Origin of the sequence: Shewanella aestuarii (assembly GCF_014647215.1) — a bacterium.
Taxonomy (GTDB): domain Bacteria; phylum Pseudomonadota; class Gammaproteobacteria; order Enterobacterales; family Shewanellaceae; genus Shewanella; species Shewanella aestuarii.
In genome coordinates, this window is sequence record NZ_BMOT01000001.1 from 487,910 (window position 1) to 506,641 (window position 18,732).

At 40.2% G+C, this 18,732-nt stretch carries 15 protein-coding genes; 9 read left to right on the plus strand and 6 right to left on the minus strand.

The window, feature by feature from the left end:
* Positions 1 to 157 precede the first annotated feature (157 nt).
* Positions 158 to 823, plus strand: a complete 666-nt coding sequence (locus IEY03_RS02160; RefSeq protein ID WP_188839684.1) for an SDR family oxidoreductase — start codon at positions 158 to 160, stop codon at positions 821 to 823.
* Positions 824 to 953: 130 nt separating this feature from the next.
* Here the strand turns inward: IEY03_RS02160 and yfaE are convergent, their stop codons facing one another.
* From yfaE to ubiG, 5 genes are all read right to left on the minus strand, one after another.
* Entirely contained in the window at positions 954 to 1,352 is a 399-nt protein-coding gene (gene yfaE, locus IEY03_RS02165; RefSeq protein WP_188839685.1) for a class I ribonucleotide reductase maintenance protein YfaE, read from the minus strand.
* Complete coding sequence (gene nrdB, locus IEY03_RS02170; RefSeq protein ID WP_188839686.1) at positions 1,342 to 2,472, minus strand: class Ia ribonucleoside-diphosphate reductase subunit beta; 1,131 nt, start codon at positions 2,470 to 2,472, stop codon at positions 1,342 to 1,344. The genes yfaE and nrdB overlap by 11 nt, the downstream gene beginning before the upstream one ends.
* Positions 2,473 to 2,548: 76 nt before the next feature.
* Positions 2,549 to 4,837: a class 1a ribonucleoside-diphosphate reductase subunit alpha gene (gene nrdA, locus IEY03_RS02175; RefSeq protein ID WP_188839687.1), complete on the minus strand. Its 2,289-nt coding sequence runs from the start codon at positions 4,835 to 4,837 to the stop codon at positions 2,549 to 2,551.
* Positions 4,838 to 5,411: 574 nt separating this feature from the next.
* Complete coding sequence (locus IEY03_RS02180; protein ID WP_188839688.1) at positions 5,412 to 6,092, minus strand: HAD family hydrolase; 681 nt, start codon at positions 6,090 to 6,092, stop codon at positions 5,412 to 5,414.
* Positions 6,093 to 6,094: 2 nt separating this feature from the next.
* On the minus strand, positions 6,095 to 6,817 hold the full coding sequence (ubiG, locus tag IEY03_RS02185; protein WP_188839689.1) for a bifunctional 2-polyprenyl-6-hydroxyphenol methylase/3-demethylubiquinol 3-O-methyltransferase UbiG: 723 nt from the start codon (positions 6,815 to 6,817) through the stop codon (positions 6,095 to 6,097).
* A gap of 380 nt (positions 6,818 to 7,197) precedes the next feature.
* On the opposite strand from ubiG, the gene gyrA reads away from it, so the two are divergent.
* Both gyrA and serC read left to right on the plus strand, forming a co-directional pair.
* Complete coding sequence (gene gyrA, locus IEY03_RS02190) at positions 7,198 to 9,906, plus strand: DNA gyrase subunit A (RefSeq protein ID WP_188839690.1); 2,709 nt, start codon at positions 7,198 to 7,200, stop codon at positions 9,904 to 9,906.
* Positions 9,907 to 10,079: 173 nt separating this feature from the next.
* Positions 10,080 to 11,171, plus strand: coding sequence for a 3-phosphoserine/phosphohydroxythreonine transaminase (serC, locus tag IEY03_RS02195; protein WP_188839691.1), 1,092 nt, complete (start codon positions 10,080 to 10,082; stop codon positions 11,169 to 11,171).
* A gap of 55 nt (positions 11,172 to 11,226) precedes the next feature.
* Here the strand turns inward: serC and IEY03_RS02200 are convergent, their stop codons facing one another.
* Positions 11,227 to 12,417: an amino acid aminotransferase gene (locus IEY03_RS02200; protein WP_188839692.1), complete on the minus strand. Its 1,191-nt coding sequence runs from the start codon at positions 12,415 to 12,417 to the stop codon at positions 11,227 to 11,229.
* A 386-nt stretch (positions 12,418 to 12,803) separates the two neighbouring features.
* On the opposite strand from IEY03_RS02200, the gene aroA reads away from it, so the two are divergent.
* The 6 genes from aroA (at position 12,804) to lapB (ending at position 18,732) form a co-directional block, all read left to right on the plus strand.
* A complete protein-coding gene (aroA, locus tag IEY03_RS02205) occupies positions 12,804 to 14,087 on the plus strand; it encodes a 3-phosphoshikimate 1-carboxyvinyltransferase (protein WP_188839693.1) in 1,284 nt (427 codons plus the stop codon).
* A gap of 193 nt (positions 14,088 to 14,280) precedes the next feature.
* On the plus strand, positions 14,281 to 14,967 hold the full coding sequence (cmk, locus tag IEY03_RS02210) for a (d)CMP kinase (RefSeq protein WP_188839694.1): 687 nt from the start codon (positions 14,281 to 14,283) through the stop codon (positions 14,965 to 14,967).
* Between the two features lie 136 nt (positions 14,968 to 15,103).
* A complete protein-coding gene (gene rpsA / locus IEY03_RS02215) occupies positions 15,104 to 16,771 on the plus strand; it encodes a 30S ribosomal protein S1 (protein WP_188839695.1) in 1,668 nt (555 codons plus the stop codon).
* A 79-nt stretch (positions 16,772 to 16,850) separates the two neighbouring features.
* A complete protein-coding gene (gene ihfB / locus IEY03_RS02220; protein WP_188839696.1) occupies positions 16,851 to 17,138 on the plus strand; it encodes an integration host factor subunit beta in 288 nt (95 codons plus the stop codon).
* A 122-nt stretch (positions 17,139 to 17,260) separates the two neighbouring features.
* A complete protein-coding gene (locus tag IEY03_RS02225) occupies positions 17,261 to 17,569 on the plus strand; it encodes a LapA family protein (RefSeq protein ID WP_188839697.1) in 309 nt (102 codons plus the stop codon).
* A gap of 2 nt (positions 17,570 to 17,571) precedes the next feature.
* Positions 17,572 to 18,732, plus strand: a complete 1,161-nt coding sequence (gene lapB / locus IEY03_RS02230) for a lipopolysaccharide assembly protein LapB (protein WP_188839698.1) — start codon at positions 17,572 to 17,574, stop codon at positions 18,730 to 18,732.

Here is an 18,732-nt window from a genome sequence, read left to right on the forward strand (position 1 = left end):
CATTCAGTTGTTTTCTCATAGCTTGCTCAAACATTGGCTAAAATAATAACCTGATTTTACTGTACTTTACGCACTAATATCCTGATAAGCTAGTTTTTATCTTTTAAACAAATGCATTGGTTCAACACATATCGATACAAAGCAGAGGTAAGTTAATATGAATAAAAATGTCGTGATTACAGGGGCTAACCGAGGTATTGGTTTGGCTTTAGTGAAGGGGTATTTGGCACAAGGCTGTCATGTTTTTGCCGTCTGTCGGCATTCTTCTACTGAGTTAAATGCGTTACCTGCTGTCACCATAACTGATGTTGATGTCGCTACTGATGCTGGGATTAATAAACTGTTAATCGAGCTACAACAGGTCACCATAGATGTACTTATTTGCAATGCTGGTATATTACGTGATGAGAGCTTATCCAATCTAAATATTAATAGCATACGAGCACAGTTTGAAGTCAATGCCCTTGCACCACTTAGAATTGTCTCCGCACTTCAAGCGCAAATAAACGATAGCGGTAAAGTTGCCATGATAACGTCACGGATGGGTTCGATTGCTGATAATGGATCTGGTGGCCGCTATGGCTATCGGATGTCTAAAGCCGCGTTAAATGCCGCTTCTATGTCGCTTAGCATTGATCTTAAACAGCGTAATATTGCCGTGGGCATTTATCACCCAGGATATGTGCAAACCGACATGGTAAATCACGGCGGAGATATTTCTGCAACAGAGTCTGCATCACGCTTAATTGGATTAATTGAACAACTGAATATAAGTGAAACCGGAGTGTTTAAACACTCAAATGGACAGGTTTTACCCTGGTAGCAATGTCAATGCGTGATTTATTAGTACTGCATGCCAGAGGTAATAAAAAGCGGTAAACTATTTTTAACTTCAACAAAGTTAACATGCATGACTGGTATGATTTTATTTGATGGCATTGGCCGTGCAAACGTTAGTTTTGCTGTGCTGTTGCCGTTTCAATGTTGAAACTTAATTCAAGTGCTTCTTTTGGTTGTGTCGATGGTTTTTTGTTAATGGACTTAGAGCGAACGGCTAGTTCGACATTATCCATTGATAAAGCAAGATTAAGATCCGTTTGTGGAATACAGCAGCATGGCAAGCATTCGTTTGCTTTAAGTTCAGCTAGCGGCTCTTTGATATAAGACACTTCGCCTGAAATAATTTGAGTTTTACAAGCGCCGCAAAAACCATTGCGGCACTCTGAAAACACTTTTACTTTTTTATACTCAAGCGCCTCAAGCAAGGTTTCTCGCTTGCCATCGAATAGGATCGCTGGTTGGCCTTTAAGGCTAACAATCGGCGCTTTTATAAAAAAATGCTTATAAGTCAAAATCTAAAAACTCGTCGCTGTCTACCGCTGAATCGATTTGACCAACAAGATATGAAGATACTTCAACTTCCTGCGGCGCAACCTGAACAGCATCACTTTCTAACCAGTTTTTCATCCAAGGCAGTGGATTTGATTGCTCTTCGTAAGGAAGAGGTAAACCTACAGCTTTCATGCGCTGGTTAGTAATGTACTCAACATATTGGCAAAGAATTTGTTCATTTAAGCCTATCATTGAGCCATCTTTGAATAAATATTTGGCCCACTCTTTTTCTTGTTCAGCAGCTTTAAGGAATAGGTCGTAAGACTCTGAATAGCATTCAATGGCAATCTCAGCCATTTCAGGGTCGTCTTTACCACCTTGCATTAAACTCAGAATATGCTGAGTGCTGTTTAAATGCAGCGCTTCATCACGAGCGATTAAACGAATGATCTTGGCATTACCTTCCATTAATCGACGCTCAGCAAAGGCAAATGAACATGCAAAGCTGACATAGAAACGAATAGCTTCTAATGCGTTGACCGACATCATGCACAGATATAAGGTTTTCTTTAAAAGGCGAAGGGTAACGGTAACTTCTTTTTCACCAATGAGGTGAGTACCTTCACCATGTAAATTATGAATTTGAGTCAAAAAAATCAAATCATCATAATACTTAGCAATATCACCAGCACGCTTCAAAATCTGCTCATTTTCTACGATGTCATCAAACACAACCGAAGGGTTATTAACAATATTACGAATAATATGAGTGTAAGAGCGAGAATGAATGGTTTCAGAGAATGACCAAGTTTCAATCCATGTTTCTAGTTCTGGTATCGAAACTAAGGGTAAAAAAGCCACATTGGGTGAACGCCCTTGAATAGAATCAAGTAAAGTTTGGTATTTTAAGTTAGACAGGAAAATGTGTTTTTCATGTTCAGGAAGACTGGCAAAGTCAATCTTGTCACGGCTTACATCAACTTCTTCTGGGCGCCAAAAAAAAGACAATTGCTTTTCAATTAACTTTTCGAATATCTCATACTTTTGTTGATCGTAGCGTGCCACGTTAACGTTTTGACCAAAGAACATAGGTTCTTGGGTTGCGTCATTCGGTGTTTGACAAAATGTTGAGTAAGCCATGTTTGTTTTCCTAAAAAGCGGGGAAGCACCCCGCATTTAATTCCTTAATAAATTAACCGTTCCATAAACTTGCGTTTTATATCTTACAAGCACCGCCGGCACAATCATCATCTTCTTTCTCGATGGCGGTAATGTCATCGTGCTGATCAGATGCGCCGTCACGGGTGTTATGATAGTAAAGTGTTTTAACACCCAGTTTATAAGCGCTGAGCAAATCTTTTAGCAAGGTCTGCATTGGCACTTTACGGCTTGGAAACTTAGTTGGGTCATAATTGGTGTTAGCAGAAATCGCTTGGTCAATAAACTTCTGCATGATACCCACAAGTTGTAAATAGCCTTCATTGTTTGGCATGTTCCAAAGTAATTCATAATGATCTTTTAATAGATCAAAATCAGGTACAACTTGCTTTAGCTGGCCATCTTTACTGGCTTTAACACTGATTAAACCGCGTGGCGGCTCGATACCATTGGTTGCATTAGAGATCTGTGAAGATGTCTCTGATGGCATTAATGCAGACAAAGTTGAGTTACGTAAACCATACTGCTGAATGTCTTTACGTAAACTTTCCCAGTCTAAATGTAATGGTTCGTCACAAATTTTATCCAAATCACGTTTGTAAGTATCAATTGGCAAGATACCTTTTGAATAGGTGGTCTCATTAAACAATGGACACGCACCTTGCTCTTGAGCCAACTTCATCGATGCTTTTAATAAATAAAACTGGATGGCTTCAAATGTTTTGTGTGTAAGGTTGTTAGCTGAACCATCAGAATAACGCTTTCCATTTTTAGCCAGATAGTTTGCAAAGTTAATCACGCCTATCCCAAGGGTGCGGCGGTTCATTGAACCCAACTTAGCCGAAATAATCGGGTAATCTTGATAATCTAATAAATTATCTAATGCGCGCACCGCCAATTCAGCAAGAGGTTCTAACTCTTCCAAATGCTTAATCGCACCCAGGTTCAAAGCCGACAGTGTACAGAGGGCTATTTCACCATTCGGATCATCAATATTCTTTAATGGTTTAGTCGGCAAAGCTATTTCTAAACATAAGTTAGATTGCTTGATTGGCGCTACTTTTGAATCAAAAGGGCTATGAGTATTACAGTGATCCACGTTTTGAATATAAATCCGGCCCGTAGAAGCACGCTCTTGCATCATTAATGAGAATAACTCGACGGCTTTGATTTGTTTTTTACGAATCGCAGGGTCTTGTTCGTACTGCAGATACAAACGTTCGAATTCAACTTGATCTTCGAAGAATGCATCATACAAGCCTGGAACGTCCGATGGGCTAAATAGACTGATGTTTTCAGCTTTAATCAAACGCTGGTACATTAATTTGTTTAACTGCACACCATAATCTAAATGGCGAACACGGTTATCATCAACACCACGGTTATTTTTCAGAACCAGTAATGACTCAACTTCTAAATGCCATAGCGGATAGAAAAGGGTGGCAGCACCACCACGCACGCCGCCTTGAGAACAAGACTTCACCGCAGTTTGGAAATACTTGTAAAATGGTAAGCAACCGGTATGGAAGGCTTCTCCGCCACGAATAGGGCTACCTAACGCACGAATTCGGCCCGCATTGATACCAATACCCGCTCGTTGACTCACATATTTAACAATAGATGATGCGGTAGCATTAATTGAATCTAAGCTATCGTCACACTCAATTAGTACACAAGAGCTGAACTGGCGAGTTGGTGTACGTACACCGGCCATAATCGGCGTCGGTAAAGATATTTTGAAGCTTGAGGTCGCATCATAGAAATCTTTTACATACTTCAATCGAGTTTCTTTTGGATATTTAGAAAATAAACAAGCCGCGACCAGTATGTATAAAAATTGAGCGCTTTCATACACTTCGTGTGTAACACGGTTTTGTACTAAATATTTACCTTCCAATTGCTTTACTGCAGCATATGAAAAGTTCATATCTCGCCAATGATCAATATAGCTGTCAAGGGTATCGAGTTCTTCTCGACTATAATCAGCCAGAATATGCATGTCGTATTTACCCATTTCAACTAAACGGGTGACATGGTCGTAAAGCTTTGGCGGTTCAAACTGACCAAAGGCTTTTTTACGTAAATGGAAAATGGCTAAACGAGCTGCAACAAATTGATAATCAGGTGCTTCCGGTGAAATAAGGTCAGCAGCGGCCTTAATAATCGTCTCATGAATAGCTTCAGTCGGAATACCGTCAAAGAATTGCAGGTGAGATCTGAGTTCAACTTCAGAAACTGAAACGTTTTTTAATCCCTTGGCAGCCCAAGTGATCACGCGATGAATTTTATCTAGATCGATAGTTTCACGTTCGCCACAGCGTTTTGTGACAGTCATATTGCTATTCATTGAAGAGAGGCCTTGATTATATCTGTTATTGTGATTGAGCGCTTATTACTGCAGGCGATCGTGTCTAACCACACGGTTACGTTCCCTTGTAAAAACAATCATCCTTAAGCATTAAAGACGACGGTTTGTGACATTACAGCAAAATAAGTCACCCGTTCAGCTTAAAATAATGAGTCATTTATGTTGGCTCACTAGTGTCTGAGATTGTATTTGACACACAAGATATGGTGTTATTTAAAATCTAAGATACAAGATAGTGAGGTTGGAGAGATTTTGCAAGCCACAATTTATAGAACATCTTGTGGATAAGTTGAGGATAAATGTATGGGTTAGTAAAAGCTAACCCTACACCCCAAATTTCTATAGCTTTTCTATCTACTGTTGATTAATTGTTCTAAATATGAAAATAGTTTGATCGCTAAAATTATCGTCGATCGCTTTGCTTGAAGCATTTTTTTATTGATCTTTAAAACAATGTTTGGATCTCTGTTTAACGCCAAAATTTATCCGCTGACTTAAGCCAGAAAATGATTAAATTATCCTAGATGAACTGGCGATTAAATCACATTGAAGTTTAAATAAAGAAGTCATATAAGCATTGTGTTGTTTTGAAATGTAATTGCCCAGGCCAACGTTCTGGGGTGTCATCAACGGATAAATAACCCCAATATGCAATACCACCAATCATATTGGCATTCTTAGCCGCAACAAGATCCCTTTCGGCGTCACCTAAATACAGAATGCTTTGTGAAGGTATACCTATCTGTTGTGCGGCAAGTAACATCGGAGCAGGGTGCGGTTTTGAGTAAATAGTGCTATCACCGCTGACGATTGATTTAACCCGTGAAGTTAAACCTAATTTCTTCACTAAAGGACGCGCGAAACATGCATGTTTATTAGTCACTATGCCATAGGGGATATTTTGTCTATCAAGCAGGGTCAGCAATTCATTGAGCTGGCTGAATAAACAACTTTTATCACCATTGATTATCTTATAATGCTCCAATAATCCATGTTGTATTTGACGTTGTACTACTTCATCAATATTGGGCAGAGCCGCTTTCACCAAGGCTAGACTGCCGTGAGTAACAGCATGTTTAACCTGCTCAAGTTTGCACTTTTCAAAGCCAGCATCTACAAGCCCTAAATTTAACGCGTAGATCAGATCGGGCGCAGTATCGGCAAGCGTACCATCCAAATCGAATAGCACGCCTTTAATGGCGGATTTATCGAGTCTACAGTTGGATAATGCCAATATCAGTCAACCTTCTGTGTGGCAATCATGTAATTTACATCAACACTTTTACTGTATTTAAAAACGCCAGATAACGGGTTGTAAGTGATACCTAATGCATCTTTACAAAGTAGGTCTGTTTTATCGACAAGGCCGATCAATTCAGAGGGACGAATAAATTTATTGTGATCATGGGTGCCAACAGGAAGCATTTTTAACAGATATTCAGCGCCAACGATGGTTTGTAAATAAGACATCCAATTACGATTAATAGTTGAGAAAAACACATAACCATTAGGTTTAACCATGTCGCAGCAGGCTTGGATAACGGACAATGGATCAGGAACGTGCTCGAGCATTTCCATACAAGTTACAACATCGTAATACTCTTTGTGATTGTCTCTATGCTGCTCTGCAGTACTTTTTATATAGTTCACCGAGACACCACTTTCAAGCGCATGGAGTCTAGCGATTTCTAAAGGTTCATCACCCATGTCTAATCCATCTACATTGGCACCAATTTTAGCCATGCTTTCGGATAAAATCCCACCGCCACATCCAACATCAAGCACTTTCTTAGCAAAAAGGCCTTGTGAGGTTTGATCAATATAGTTAAGTCGTAACGGATTTAACTGATGTAATGGTTTGAATTCACCATTTGGATCCCACCATGTTTGAGCCATTGCTTCAAATTTAGCAATCTCTTGTGGATCGACATTTATATTAGAAGAGGTTTCAATAGACATGCTGTACCTAAATTTATCAATTATTGATTATGACGCCATTATATCGTCTGAATCGGTTTTTAATAGCGCTAAAATATTGGATTGCACCTAATAAGGAGTGATATTCATCTTGAAGCGCATGTTATTTGAACAATTAAACATGCTGATCACCATTGATATGAAATTTTGCTCAAAAGTTAACGTCATTTTACTCAATACAAACTTTGCTAACTCATTGTCAAATTTATTAATTCATATTTTTTTTACCCCTAAAATCAAATTGGTTTAGGTTTGCTCTAGCGACAATATATATCTGTGTTAGAATGCCAAATCACGTTTTAAAGCTCGACGATAATATGGAATAAAAGTCGTCAGCTCAATTTCAGGGGAACGCGCAGTTTATGACTGATCTGGCTTCATCTATTTCGCCAATTAATATTGAAGACGAACTAAAAAATTCGTATCTAGATTACGCTATGAGCGTAATTGTGGGTCGTGCATTGCCTGACGTGCGTGACGGCTTAAAGCCGGTACATCGCCGCGTATTATTTGCGATGAGCGAACTTAAAAACGACTGGAACAAACCTTATAAAAAATCCGCTCGTGTGGTTGGTGACGTTATTGGTAAATATCACCCACATGGTGATACTGCTGTTTATGACACTATTGTTCGTATGGCACAGCCATTCTCGTTACGCTACACCTTAGTAGACGGCCAAGGTAACTTTGGTTCTGTTGATGGTGACTCTGCAGCGGCAATGCGTTATACCGAAATTCGTATGGAAAAGTTAGCCCACTCTTTATTGGCTGACTTAGAAAAAGAAACCGTCGATTTTGTCCCTAACTACGATGGTACTGAATTCATTCCAGCGGTATTACCAACACGAGTACCGAACTTATTAATTAACGGTTCTTCTGGTATTGCTGTAGGTATGGCTACCAATATTCCACCGCACAACTTAAGTGAAGTTGTGAAAGGCTGTTTAGCATTAATTGATGAGCCTAGCTTATCGATTGAACAGTTAATGGAATACATTCCTGGCCCGGATTTCCCAACCGCTGCATCAATCAACGGACGTAAAGGCATTATTGATGCCTATAACACTGGCCGTGGTCGTGCAATTATGCGTTCTAAAGCCGAAGTCGAAACCGATGAAAACGGCCGAGAACGTATTATTGTCCACGAAATTCCTTATCAAGTTAACAAAGCACGCTTAATTGAAAAAATTGCTGAGCTGGTTAAAGATAAGAAAATTGAAGGTATCAGTGGTTTACGCGACGAGTCTGATAAAGACGGTATGCGTATTGTAATTGAGATCAAACGCGGTGAAGTCGGCGAAGTTGTACTTAATAACCTGTATGCTCAAACTCAAATGCAGTGTTCTTTTGGTATAAACATGGTGGCCCTAACCAATGGCCAACCTAAGTTATTCAATCTAAAAGAAATGCTAGAGTGTTTCATTCTTCACCGTCGTGAAGTGGTTACACGTCGTACTGTATTTGAATTACGCAAAGCGCGCGATAGAGCCCACATTCTTGAAGCATTAGCCATTGCACTCGCTAACATTGACCCAATTATTGCGTTAATTAAGGCATCTCCAACGCCTGCAGAAGCTAAAGCCAAGTTAATTTCGCAAGGTTGGGAATTAGGCCACGTTCAAGGCATGTTAGAGAAAGCCGGCGATGATGCTGCTCGTCCAGAATGGTTAGAACCAGAATACGGTATTCGTGACGGTCAGTACTATTTAACTGAACAACAAGCGCAAGCGATTCTTGAATTACGTTTACACCGTTTAACCGGTCTTGAACACGAAAAAATTCTCAGTGAATACGAAGAATTATTAGTGCTTATTGCTGGATTACTACTTATTTTGCGTAGTCCAGAGCGTTTGATGGAAGTCATCAAAGAAGAATTACAAGAAATTCTTGAGCAGTATGGTGATGAGCGTAGAACCATTATTAACGCCAATGAAATTGATATGAGTCTTGAAGATTTAATCAATGAAGAAGACGTTGTGGTAACACTATCTCACTTAGGTTATGCCAAATATCAGCCATTAACTGATTATCAAGCGCAGCGTCGTGGTGGTAAAGGTAAAGCGGCGACCAAAGTTAAAGATGAAGATTTTGTTGAAAAGCTATTAGTTGCTAATACACACGATACTATTCTTTGTTTCTCGGACTTTGGTAAAATGTACTGGTTAAAAGTTTATCAATTACCACTTGCAAGTCGCACTGCTCGTGGTCGCCCAATTGTTAACTTATTGCCATTATCTGATGGCGAACGAATTACCGCGATTCTTCCTGTTCGTGAATATGCAGATGACAAATTTATCATCATGGCAACCGCGCACGGTACAGTGAAGAAAACAGCATTGACCGCTTATAGCAACCCACGTGCAAATGGCATTATTGCCGTTAACCTTAAAGAGGGCGATCAACTTATTGGTGTTGATATCACTGAAGGAAGTGATGACATCATGTTGTTCTCTAACGAAGGTAAAGTGGTTCGCTTTAACGAGAAAGCTCGCGATTCTGAAACCGGAGCAGTAAAAATTGATGCTGAAACCGGTGAAGAAATCATTGCACTGCGTCCTATGGGCCGTACTGCAACGGGTGTTCGTGGAATTAAGTTAGAAGAAGGCCAACGCGTTGTATCCTTGATTGTTCCTAAAGGTGATGGTGCCATTTTAACGGTAACTGAAAACGGTTACGGTAAACGGACTGAGCTTGAAGAGTATCCAGCTAAGAGCCGTGGCACTAAAGGTGTGGTTTCAATCAAAGTTAGCGATAGAAATGGTGCCGTTGTTGGTGCTGTTCAGGTGGGTAGCAACGATGAAATCATGTTAATCAGTGACAAGGGAACATTAGTCCGTACTCCGGCTGAAGGTGTGTCAGTTATAGGTCGTAACACCCAAGGTGTAACCATCATTCGAACCGCTGATGACGAAAAAGTGGTTGGTTTACAACGTATCGAAGAAATTCAATCTGATGAAGAATTAGATGAGCAAGGCAACCTTATTGTCGTAGATCCAACTATCAATGAAGATGTTGCAGCTGATACTGTTGAAAACAGTGAAGTGAGTGATGAGTCAGACGAACAAGAGTAATCTTGTTGGGAGATTAAATTAAAGCGAGCGCCTATGGCGCTCGTTTTGTTTTACGGAAAAATATTCATCAAAAACGCTTCATTAAGCACTATTCATCTGTTAATAAAGTCCTTAGTATTAGAAGTCTAAAATCATCTAATTGATATCAATAACATTGAGTGAAGGAGTTGTCTGTGAGCACAATTTATAATTTCTGTGCAGGTCCTGCGATGTTACCTCAAGCGGTAATGCAAAAAGCACAACAGGAATTAATTGATTGGAATGGGCTAGGGGTTTCCGTCATGGAGATCAGTCACCGTAGTAAAGAGTTTATTGCATTAACACAGCAAGCAGAAAAGACACTTCGCGAGCTCATGAATATTCCTAAAAACTATCATGTATTATTTATGCATGGTGGTGGCAGAGGACAATTTACCAATGTTGTCACTAATTTCTTGGGTGATAATGGCCGAGCCTTGTATTTAACCTCAGGTCAATGGTCTAGTTCTGCCGTGAAAGAAGCTAAGCGTATTGCAGGTGAAGCACAAATTGATGAAATCAATATTGTCGAAACCATCAATGGTTTACACCAAGTTTGTATGCCTGATCTGAACCAAATCAACAATGATTATCGATATGTGCATTACTGTGCCAATGAAACCGTCGACGGTATTGAGATATTTGAATCGCTAAATAGCCCTTGGCCCGTAGTTGCTGATTTATCGTCGACAATTATGTCGCATGAAATTGACGTCAGTAAATTTGGGCTTATTTATGCCGGTGCCCAAAAAAATATCGGTCCGTCAGGTTTATCGATTGTTATTGTTCGTGATGACATGTTGTCATTGCCCAGTTTAGTGCAATCTTCTGTTATGGATTACAACATCACTAAAGATAATGACTCGATGTTTAATACACCACCGACATTCGCATGGTATTTAGCTGCCGAAGTATTTGAATGGCTAAAAACGGTAGGCGGCGTGAGTGTGATGGAGAAAATCAATCAACAAAAAGCCCAATTACTTTATGATTGTATTGATCAACTTTCATTTTATAAAAATGGTGTAGCCATCGAAAATCGCTCTAGAATGAATGTGACTTTCCAGCTTGCTGATAGTACGTTAGACACTGAGTTTTTAGCGAAAGCGGAACAGGCAGGTTTAGTTGCCTTAAAAGGTCATCGAATTGTCGGTGGTATGCGTGCCAGTATATACAATGCGATGCCAATTGAGGGCGTGCAGAAATTAGTTGATTTTATGCAAGAATTTGCTCAAAAACACAGTTAATGCCACTTGTTGTTAACTTGCATAAAAGGGCTGATTAATCAGCCCTTTTTAATCTTTACAAAATTGATGCAATTGACTTTGCCAAATAGTCCACATTTGATTCACTGATCCCAGCAATACTGATACGGCTAGAACCCACCATATAAATACTGTGCTGCGATTTAAGTAATTCAACCTGAGTTTGATTAACCCCTAAGAATGAAAACATTCCTTTTTGCTGTGCAATAAAACTAAAATCCTGTTGCACACCGTTTTCAATCAACTTATTGACTAACATACTGCGATTACCATTAATACGATTACGCATCACAGCTAACTCATCTAACCATTGCTGTTTTAAATCTGCATCCGCAAGGATAGTTTCAACGATTGCGGCACCATGCGCAGGCGGCATAGAGTAAATACAACGCACTACATATAATAATACTGAAAATGCAACATCTGTTTGAGCGGCATCTTTACCTATAATAGAACAGGCACCAATTCGTTCACGATATAAGCCAAAGTTTTTCGAACATGAGCTGCATAAAATCATGTTTTCAACGGCAGCTGCCATTTGGCGAACACCATAAGCATCTTCATCAACGCCATCCCCAAATCCTTGATACGCCATATCAATGAGTGGAGTGTAACCTTGCTTAGCCGTCACACTGACAACTTCATCCCATTGCTCCGTTGTTAAATCCATTCCGCTTGGGTTATGACAACATGCATGTAAAAGTACGACATCATCTTTTGCAACCTGATTTAAGGTTGCTAGCATTTGCTCAAATTTTAATGATTTTGTATCGTAATCATAATAAGGATAAGTTTTAACTGTTATTCCCGCAGCTTCAAATAAGCCAGTGTGGTTGGCCCACGTTGGATCACTCACCCATAACACCGCGTTCGGACGACAACGTTTGATAAAATCAGCGGCAACACGAAGCGCCCCAGTGCCGCCAGGTGTTGAAACCGTTCTAATTCGATTTGCAAGCAAAGCGCTATGGTTTTTACCAAAAGCCAGTTCGGTCATTAATTGATTGAATTGAGGAGATCCAGTTGGACCAATATAAACTTTAGTGTCTTCAGAATCGGTACGGCGTTGTTCAGCCACTTTAACGCAAGCAAGAATGGGAGTATGACCCTGAGGGTCTTTATATACTCCAACGCCTAAATCCACTTTATTTGGATGTGAGTCAGCGCGATATTGAGTTAATAAACCTAAGATAGGATCAGCAGGCATGGCTTTTAATAGTTCAAACATGAGAAAACCTTATAATGAATGATATTTCTTTTTATCTAGGATAACGCGCTTTGATCACAGAGTTAAAGTCCTTATTTGTGACAAATCAGTTTAATTATTAAGTTGAGAATAATTCAGTTGGAAACTATTAATGACATGCAAAAAATACTGTTATCTTTCACCACAATCTGCTGTAATGGCTCCCCATTACAATAGACCGCTTTTATGATGCAAACCTCATGTTCTCGCAGTTAAGTGCGAAAACGACGTGAAACCAATGGCGCAATTATTTATGCGACACCAGCATGAATAATGTAATTAAATTGTTCCACTTAGCTTATGTGTTTATGATAAGAGTAAGTACAGTTTCAATCCTGAATTTGATTAATTGATAGAAGAAGACATACATGAAGCAACTGCGTTTAGATCCTATCGCGAAGATGAATGGCGAAATTAATATTCCAGGTTCAAAAAGTATCTCTAACCGAGCATTGTTGCTAGCAACTTTAGCAAAAGGCACCACGACACTTACAAACTTGCTCGACTCTGACGACATTCGTTATATGTTAGCCTCGCTTAGACAATTAGGCGTAAAATTTGAGCTCAGTGAAAACAACACGGTTTGCCAAGTGCAAGGCCTTGCTGGCGTATTGAACTCAGTCGCGCCGCAAACGCTTTTTTTAGGTAATGCTGGTACAGCAATGCGCCCCTTGTGTGCTGCTTTAACCTTAGGTCAAGGACAGTTTACTTTAACCGGTGAGCCGCGAATGGAAGAGCGGCCAATTGGTGATTTAGTTGATGCGCTGCAACAACTAGGTGCTGCCATTACTTATCTCAAAAATCCAGGTTTTCCACCACTCACTGTCAATGCTACTGGTTTAAATGGTGGCGATGTCGAAATTGCAGGTGATTTATCAAGCCAATTTTTAACGGCTTTGTTGATGGTTGCACCTTTAGCAAAAGACAGCGTTAATATTTTCATCAAGGGGGAACTCGTATCCAAACCTTATATTGATATCACTATTGCCTTAATGAAGCAGTTTGGTGTTGAAGTGATTAACCATAATTATGCCCGTTTTGAAATTGTGGCTGGTCAACAGTATATTTCCCCTGGCAAAGTGTTAGTTGAAGGGGATGCTTCTTCAGCATCTTACTTTTTAGCTGCTGGCGCTATCTGTGGCGGAGCAGTCAAAGTGACTGGTGTTGGTAAACTGAGTATTCAAGGGGATGTTAAATTTGCGGACGCACTTACTGCCATGGGCGCTGAAATTGAGTGGGGCGATGATTTTATCATTGCCAAAAACTCATCTTTAACTGCTATAGATATGGACATGAATCATATTCCAGATGCAGCTATGACTATTGCGACAGCAGCCTTGTTTGCCAAAGGCACCACATCTTTACGTAATATCTATAATTGGCGCATTAAAGAAACTGACAGATTAGCTGCCATGGCGACAGAATTACGTAAAGTTGGCGCAACCGTCGAGGAAGGACACGATTTTATTACCATCACACCACCTGAAAAAATTAATTCTGCAGCAATAGATACCTATAATGATCATCGGATGGCAATGTGTTTCTCTTTGTTGGCTTTTGCTGATTGCGGTATAACTATTAATGATCCAGATTGTACTTCCAAGACATTTCCAACTTATTTTGATGAGTTCCATCGCTTATCAACCAACTAAATTAACCAATTAAAACAAGCTTAAAGCGTGTATTTTAAAATGAGGTTGGCAGACTAACTTGCCAACCTCATTCATTTTTAAGTTATTTTTTACCTAAGCAAAGGCTTTTTATTTGGAATTGTTATACAATACCGCCGCTTATTTTTGGGTAAAACTTTTTTATATTCATGGATGATGTTTTTCGGAGGAATTTATGACTGAACGGGCTCCAATCGTGACTGTGGATGGTCCTAGCGGTGCAGGGAAAGGGACGATATGTCAGTTATTATCCAAACATTTAGGCTGGCATCTTTTAGATAGCGGGGCGATTTATCGTGTACTTGCCCTTGCTGCTATTCATCATGATATAGAATTGAGTAATGAAGAAGCCTTGACCTTAATGGCGGCTCATTTAGATGTGCAGTTTTTAACTAATGCTGACAATAACGGTATTAAAGTCGTGCTTGAAGGCGAGGACGTGACGACGACTATTCGCAGTCAAGAGTGCTCTGACGCTGCGTCCAAGGTGGCCGCATTGCCACGCGTACGTGAAGCATTATTACGCCGTCAACGTGCTTTTTCGGCAATGCCTGGATTAGTTGCTGATGGTCGCGATATGGGCACGGTTGTGTTTCCTCAAGCACCCGCAAAAATCTTCTTAACCGCTTCGGCTCAAGAGCGAGCACAAAGACGCTTTAATCAGTTGCAGGACAAGGGCTTCGATGTTAAAATCGACCGCCTTTTAGCTGAGATTATAGAGCGGGATGAGCGCGATATTAATCGTTCTGCTTCGCCTTTAGTGCCAGCTGAAGATGCACTAGTTGTCGATACTAGTGGTATCTCTATTGAAGGCGTATTAGCGCTCGTATTAGAGCACGTAAACAAAAAAATTACGGACTAGTTAAGATTTATAGTAACTTTATTAGTTATTTAAGCTAAACTAGCTGTAGGTATTCACGTTAAGGATGACGTGGATAATATTACTAGACTCCACATCTAGGATGGATGGTGGTTTATTACATAAAGTAACTTAAAACATGACTGAATCTTTTGCTGATCTATTTGAACAATCCCTTCAAACTCTTGAGTTCCGTCCAGGTTCTATCGTTCGTGGTACTGTTGTTGCCATCGAAAACGGTATGGTACTTGTTGACGCAGGCCTTAAGTCTGAAAGCCCAATTTCTGCTGACGAATTCAAAAACGCACAAGGCGTTTTAGAAATTCAAGTTGGTGATGAAGTTGATGTAGCGCTTGACTCTGTTGAAGATGGCTTTGGTGAGACTCAATTATCTCGCGAAAAAGCTAAGCGTCATGAAGCTTGGATCGTTCTAGAAAAAGCGTACGAAGATGCTGAAACTGTAATCGGTATCATCAATGGTAAAGTTAAAGGTGGTTTCACTGTTGAATTAAACGGTATCCGTGCCTTCTTACCAGGTTCTCTAGTTGATGTGCGCCCAGTTCGCGACACCGCTCACTTAGAGTACAAAGAATTAGAATTCAAAGTTATCAAGCTAGACCAGAAGCGCAACAACGTTGTTGTTTCTCGTCGTGCTGTTATCGAATCAGAAAGCAGTGCTGAGCGTGATGCACTTCTTGAAAATCTACAAGAAGGCCAAGCAGTTAAAGGTATCGTTAAGAACCTTACTGACTACGGTGCATTCGTAGATTTAGGTGGTGTTGACGGTCTATTACATATCACTGATATGGCATGGAAGCGTGTTAAGCACCCATCTGAAATCGTTAATGTTGGTGACGAAATCAACGTTAAAGTTCTTAAATATGACCGTGAGCGTACTCGCGTATCACTAGGTCTTAAGCAACTTGGCGAAGATCCATGGTTAGAAATCAGCAAGCGTTACCCAGAAAACACACGTTTAACTGGTCGCGTAACTAACTTAACTGACTACGGCTGTTTCGTGGAAATCGAAGAAGGCGTTGAAGGTTTAGTACACGTTTCTGAAATGGATTGGACTAACAAGAACATTCACCCATCTAAAGTTGTTAACTTAGGTGATGAAGTTGAAGTGTTAGTTCTAGACATCGACGAAGAGCGTCGTCGTATTTCTTTAGGCTTAAAACAGTGTAAAGTTAACCCATGGGATGACTTCGCTACTAAGTTTAACAAAGGCGACAAAGTATCAGGTAAGATCAAGTCAATCACTGACTTCGGTATCTTCATTGGTCTTGACGGCGGAATCGATGGTCTTGTTCACTTATCTGACATTTCTTGGAACGGTACTGGCGAAGACGCAGTTTCTGAATACAAGAAAGGCGATGAAATCCACGCTGTAGTTCTTTCAGTAGACCCAGAGCGTGAACGTATCAGCCTAGGTGTTAAGCAAACTGAAGATGATCCATTCAACGCATATTTAGCTGACAAGAAGAAAGGCACCGTAGTACACGGTACCGTTGCTGCTGTTGATGCTAAAGGTGTTACAGTTGAACTAGCTGAAACTGTTGAAGGTTATATCCGTGTTGCTGACATTTCTGCAGAGCGCATCGAAGATGCATCTACAGTATACTCAGTAGGTGATGCAATCGAAGCTAAGTTCATGGGTGTAGATCGTAAGAACCGTTCTATCAGCTTATCTATCAAAGCGAAAGATGAAGCTGAACAGAAAGAAGCGATCGCAACTTTGAACAAGCAAGACGATGCTGTAATCAGCAACGCAATGGCTGAAGCTTTCAAAGCAGCTCGTAAGTAATCGAAAATCGTCTGTTGTATGGGGAGTTTCCCTCCCCATTAGGCGACTGTGTTTGGCTTGGAAATAGGGGATAGCTAGGATGACTAAATCTGAACTTATCGAAAAACTCGCCACCAGGCAGTCGCAACTGTCGGCGAAAGAAGTTGAAAGCGTTATCAAAGAAATGTTAGAGCAAATGGCAACAACATTAGAAAGCGGTGATCGTATTGAGATCCGTGGATTTGGTAGCTTTTCTCTTCACTATCGTGCGCCGCGTGTTGGCCGTAATCCTAAAACTGGAACCTCAGTTGAATTGGATGGCAAATATGTACCGCACTTTAAGCCGGGTAAAGAACTGCGCGAACGTGTCGATGCTGTTAATCAATGATTAACGCTTGAGTAAAAAGCCTCCATTTGGAGGCTTTTTTGTATCTATTCAAAGTCAAAGCTGGTCAGCGCAGTAAATATCTTAGATAATCATTTTATTGCTGTGTTCAAATGGAGAATCGCGTGAAGTCTTTTTTCGCAATTATTATTGTAGGAATGTTGTTTATCTTGGCTTTGTTATTCGGCGCTAAAAATGAACAGGTGGTTACATTAAGCTATTTTGTTGCCGAAGGTCAGTATCGTTTACCCGTTGTGTTAGCCGTGGTGTTTTTAACCGGTTTTGTGTTGAGTTGGTTACTTGCCAGTTTTTATATTATGCGAATGAAACTTGCTTTGCGTAAGGCCAATAAAAACCTGGCTAAATTAGCTCAAAGTGGTGGTGACAATAATAAAACGTTAGCAGTACAACCCCATGTGGATATCGCACCTTAAATATGCTTGAAATTCTGTTCTTATTATTGCCTATCGCAGCTGGCTATGGCTGGTATATGGGGCGTAGAAGTATTCTGCATCGCGATAGTCAAAAAAGTAAAAAATTAAGCCGTGATTATTTTACAGGCTTAAACTTTTTGCTTTCAAATGAATCAGATAAAGCTGTCGATCTTTTTATCAGCATGTTGGATGTAGATGATGAAACCATCGATACGCATCTCTCGTTAGGTTCTCTATTTCGTAAGCGTGGTGAAGTTGACCGCTCCATTCGCATCCACCAAAATTTGATTGCCAGACCACACTTAACGACTGAGCAACGTGACATTGCTATGATGGAGTTAGGCAAGGATTATATGGCGGCCGGTTTTTACGACCGCGCTGAGGAAATATTTCTAAACTTAGTTAATCAAGAAGACCACAGCGAAGAAGCTGAGTCTCAACTCATTTCTATTTATCAAGTCACAAAGGAATGGCAAAATGCCATCGACGTGACCAAAAAACTCCCCAAGAAACGCCAACTGGTATTTAAATGCACCACGGCACATTTCTATTGTCAGTTAGCTGATGAAGCATCCGACATTCAGGTTAAAATAAAGAAATTACGATCTGCGATTAAACAAGATGAAAAGTGTGGCCGTGCTTGGTTAGCTTTAGCGAATATTTACCTCGATAATCTGCAATTTAATGAGTGTAAAGAGGCGATAGTGCAATTGTTAGCTGCCGATCTCGCACTTTTTCCTGATGCTATTAATATTGCTAAACAGGTTTACCGTCAAACATCGGATTGTCACGGTTATGAGCAATTACTCAGCGAAGCCTTATCTAAAGGTGCTGGTGCAACGGTTGCTATTGCATTAGCTGAGCATCAAATCAGCAAAAATAACAGTGAAAAAGCTGAAGCCATGATGCTGGATAATTTATATCGACACCCTACAATGAAAGGGTTTCAACATTTAATGAAATTGCATATTCAACAAGCAGAAAACGGCAAAGCAAAGCAAAGTTTAGCCATGCTAGAAAAACTGGTAGAACAACAAATTAAATTTCGACCCAGTTATCGTTGCCACGAGTGTGGTTTTCCTGCACATGCTTTGTACTGGCATTGTCCTTCCTGTAAGCAGTGGGGCAGTATAAAACGTATAAAAGGGTTAGATGGCGAATAG

Excerpts from the sequence above, each read along its gene's own strand:
- aroA (WP_188839693.1), top strand. The coding sequence starts at position 12,804 with ATGAAGCAACTGCGTTTAGATCCTATCGCGAAGATGAATGGCGAAATT.
- cmk (WP_188839694.1), top strand. The coding sequence starts at position 14,281 with ATGACTGAACGGGCTCCAATCGTGACTGTGGATGGTCCTAGCGGTGCA.
- gyrA (WP_188839690.1), top strand. The coding sequence starts at position 7,198 with ATGACTGATCTGGCTTCATCTATTTCGCCAATTAATATTGAAGACGAA.
- ubiG (WP_188839689.1), bottom strand. The coding sequence starts at position 6,817 with ATGTCTATTGAAACCTCTTCTAATATAAATGTCGATCCACAAGAGATT.
- lapB (WP_188839698.1), top strand. The coding sequence starts at position 17,572 with ATGCTTGAAATTCTGTTCTTATTATTGCCTATCGCAGCTGGCTATGGC.
- nrdA (WP_188839687.1), bottom strand. The coding sequence starts at position 4,837 with ATGAATAGCAATATGACTGTCACAAAACGCTGTGGCGAACGTGAAACT.
- IEY03_RS02160 (WP_188839684.1), top strand. The coding sequence starts at position 158 with ATGAATAAAAATGTCGTGATTACAGGGGCTAACCGAGGTATTGGTTTG.
- nrdB (WP_188839686.1), bottom strand. The coding sequence starts at position 2,472 with ATGGCTTACTCAACATTTTGTCAAACACCGAATGACGCAACCCAAGAA.
- rpsA (WP_188839695.1), top strand. The coding sequence starts at position 15,104 with ATGACTGAATCTTTTGCTGATCTATTTGAACAATCCCTTCAAACTCTT.
- ihfB (WP_188839696.1), top strand. The coding sequence starts at position 16,851 with ATGACTAAATCTGAACTTATCGAAAAACTCGCCACCAGGCAGTCGCAA.
- IEY03_RS02200 (WP_188839692.1), bottom strand. The coding sequence starts at position 12,417 with ATGTTTGAACTATTAAAAGCCATGCCTGCTGATCCTATCTTAGGTTTA.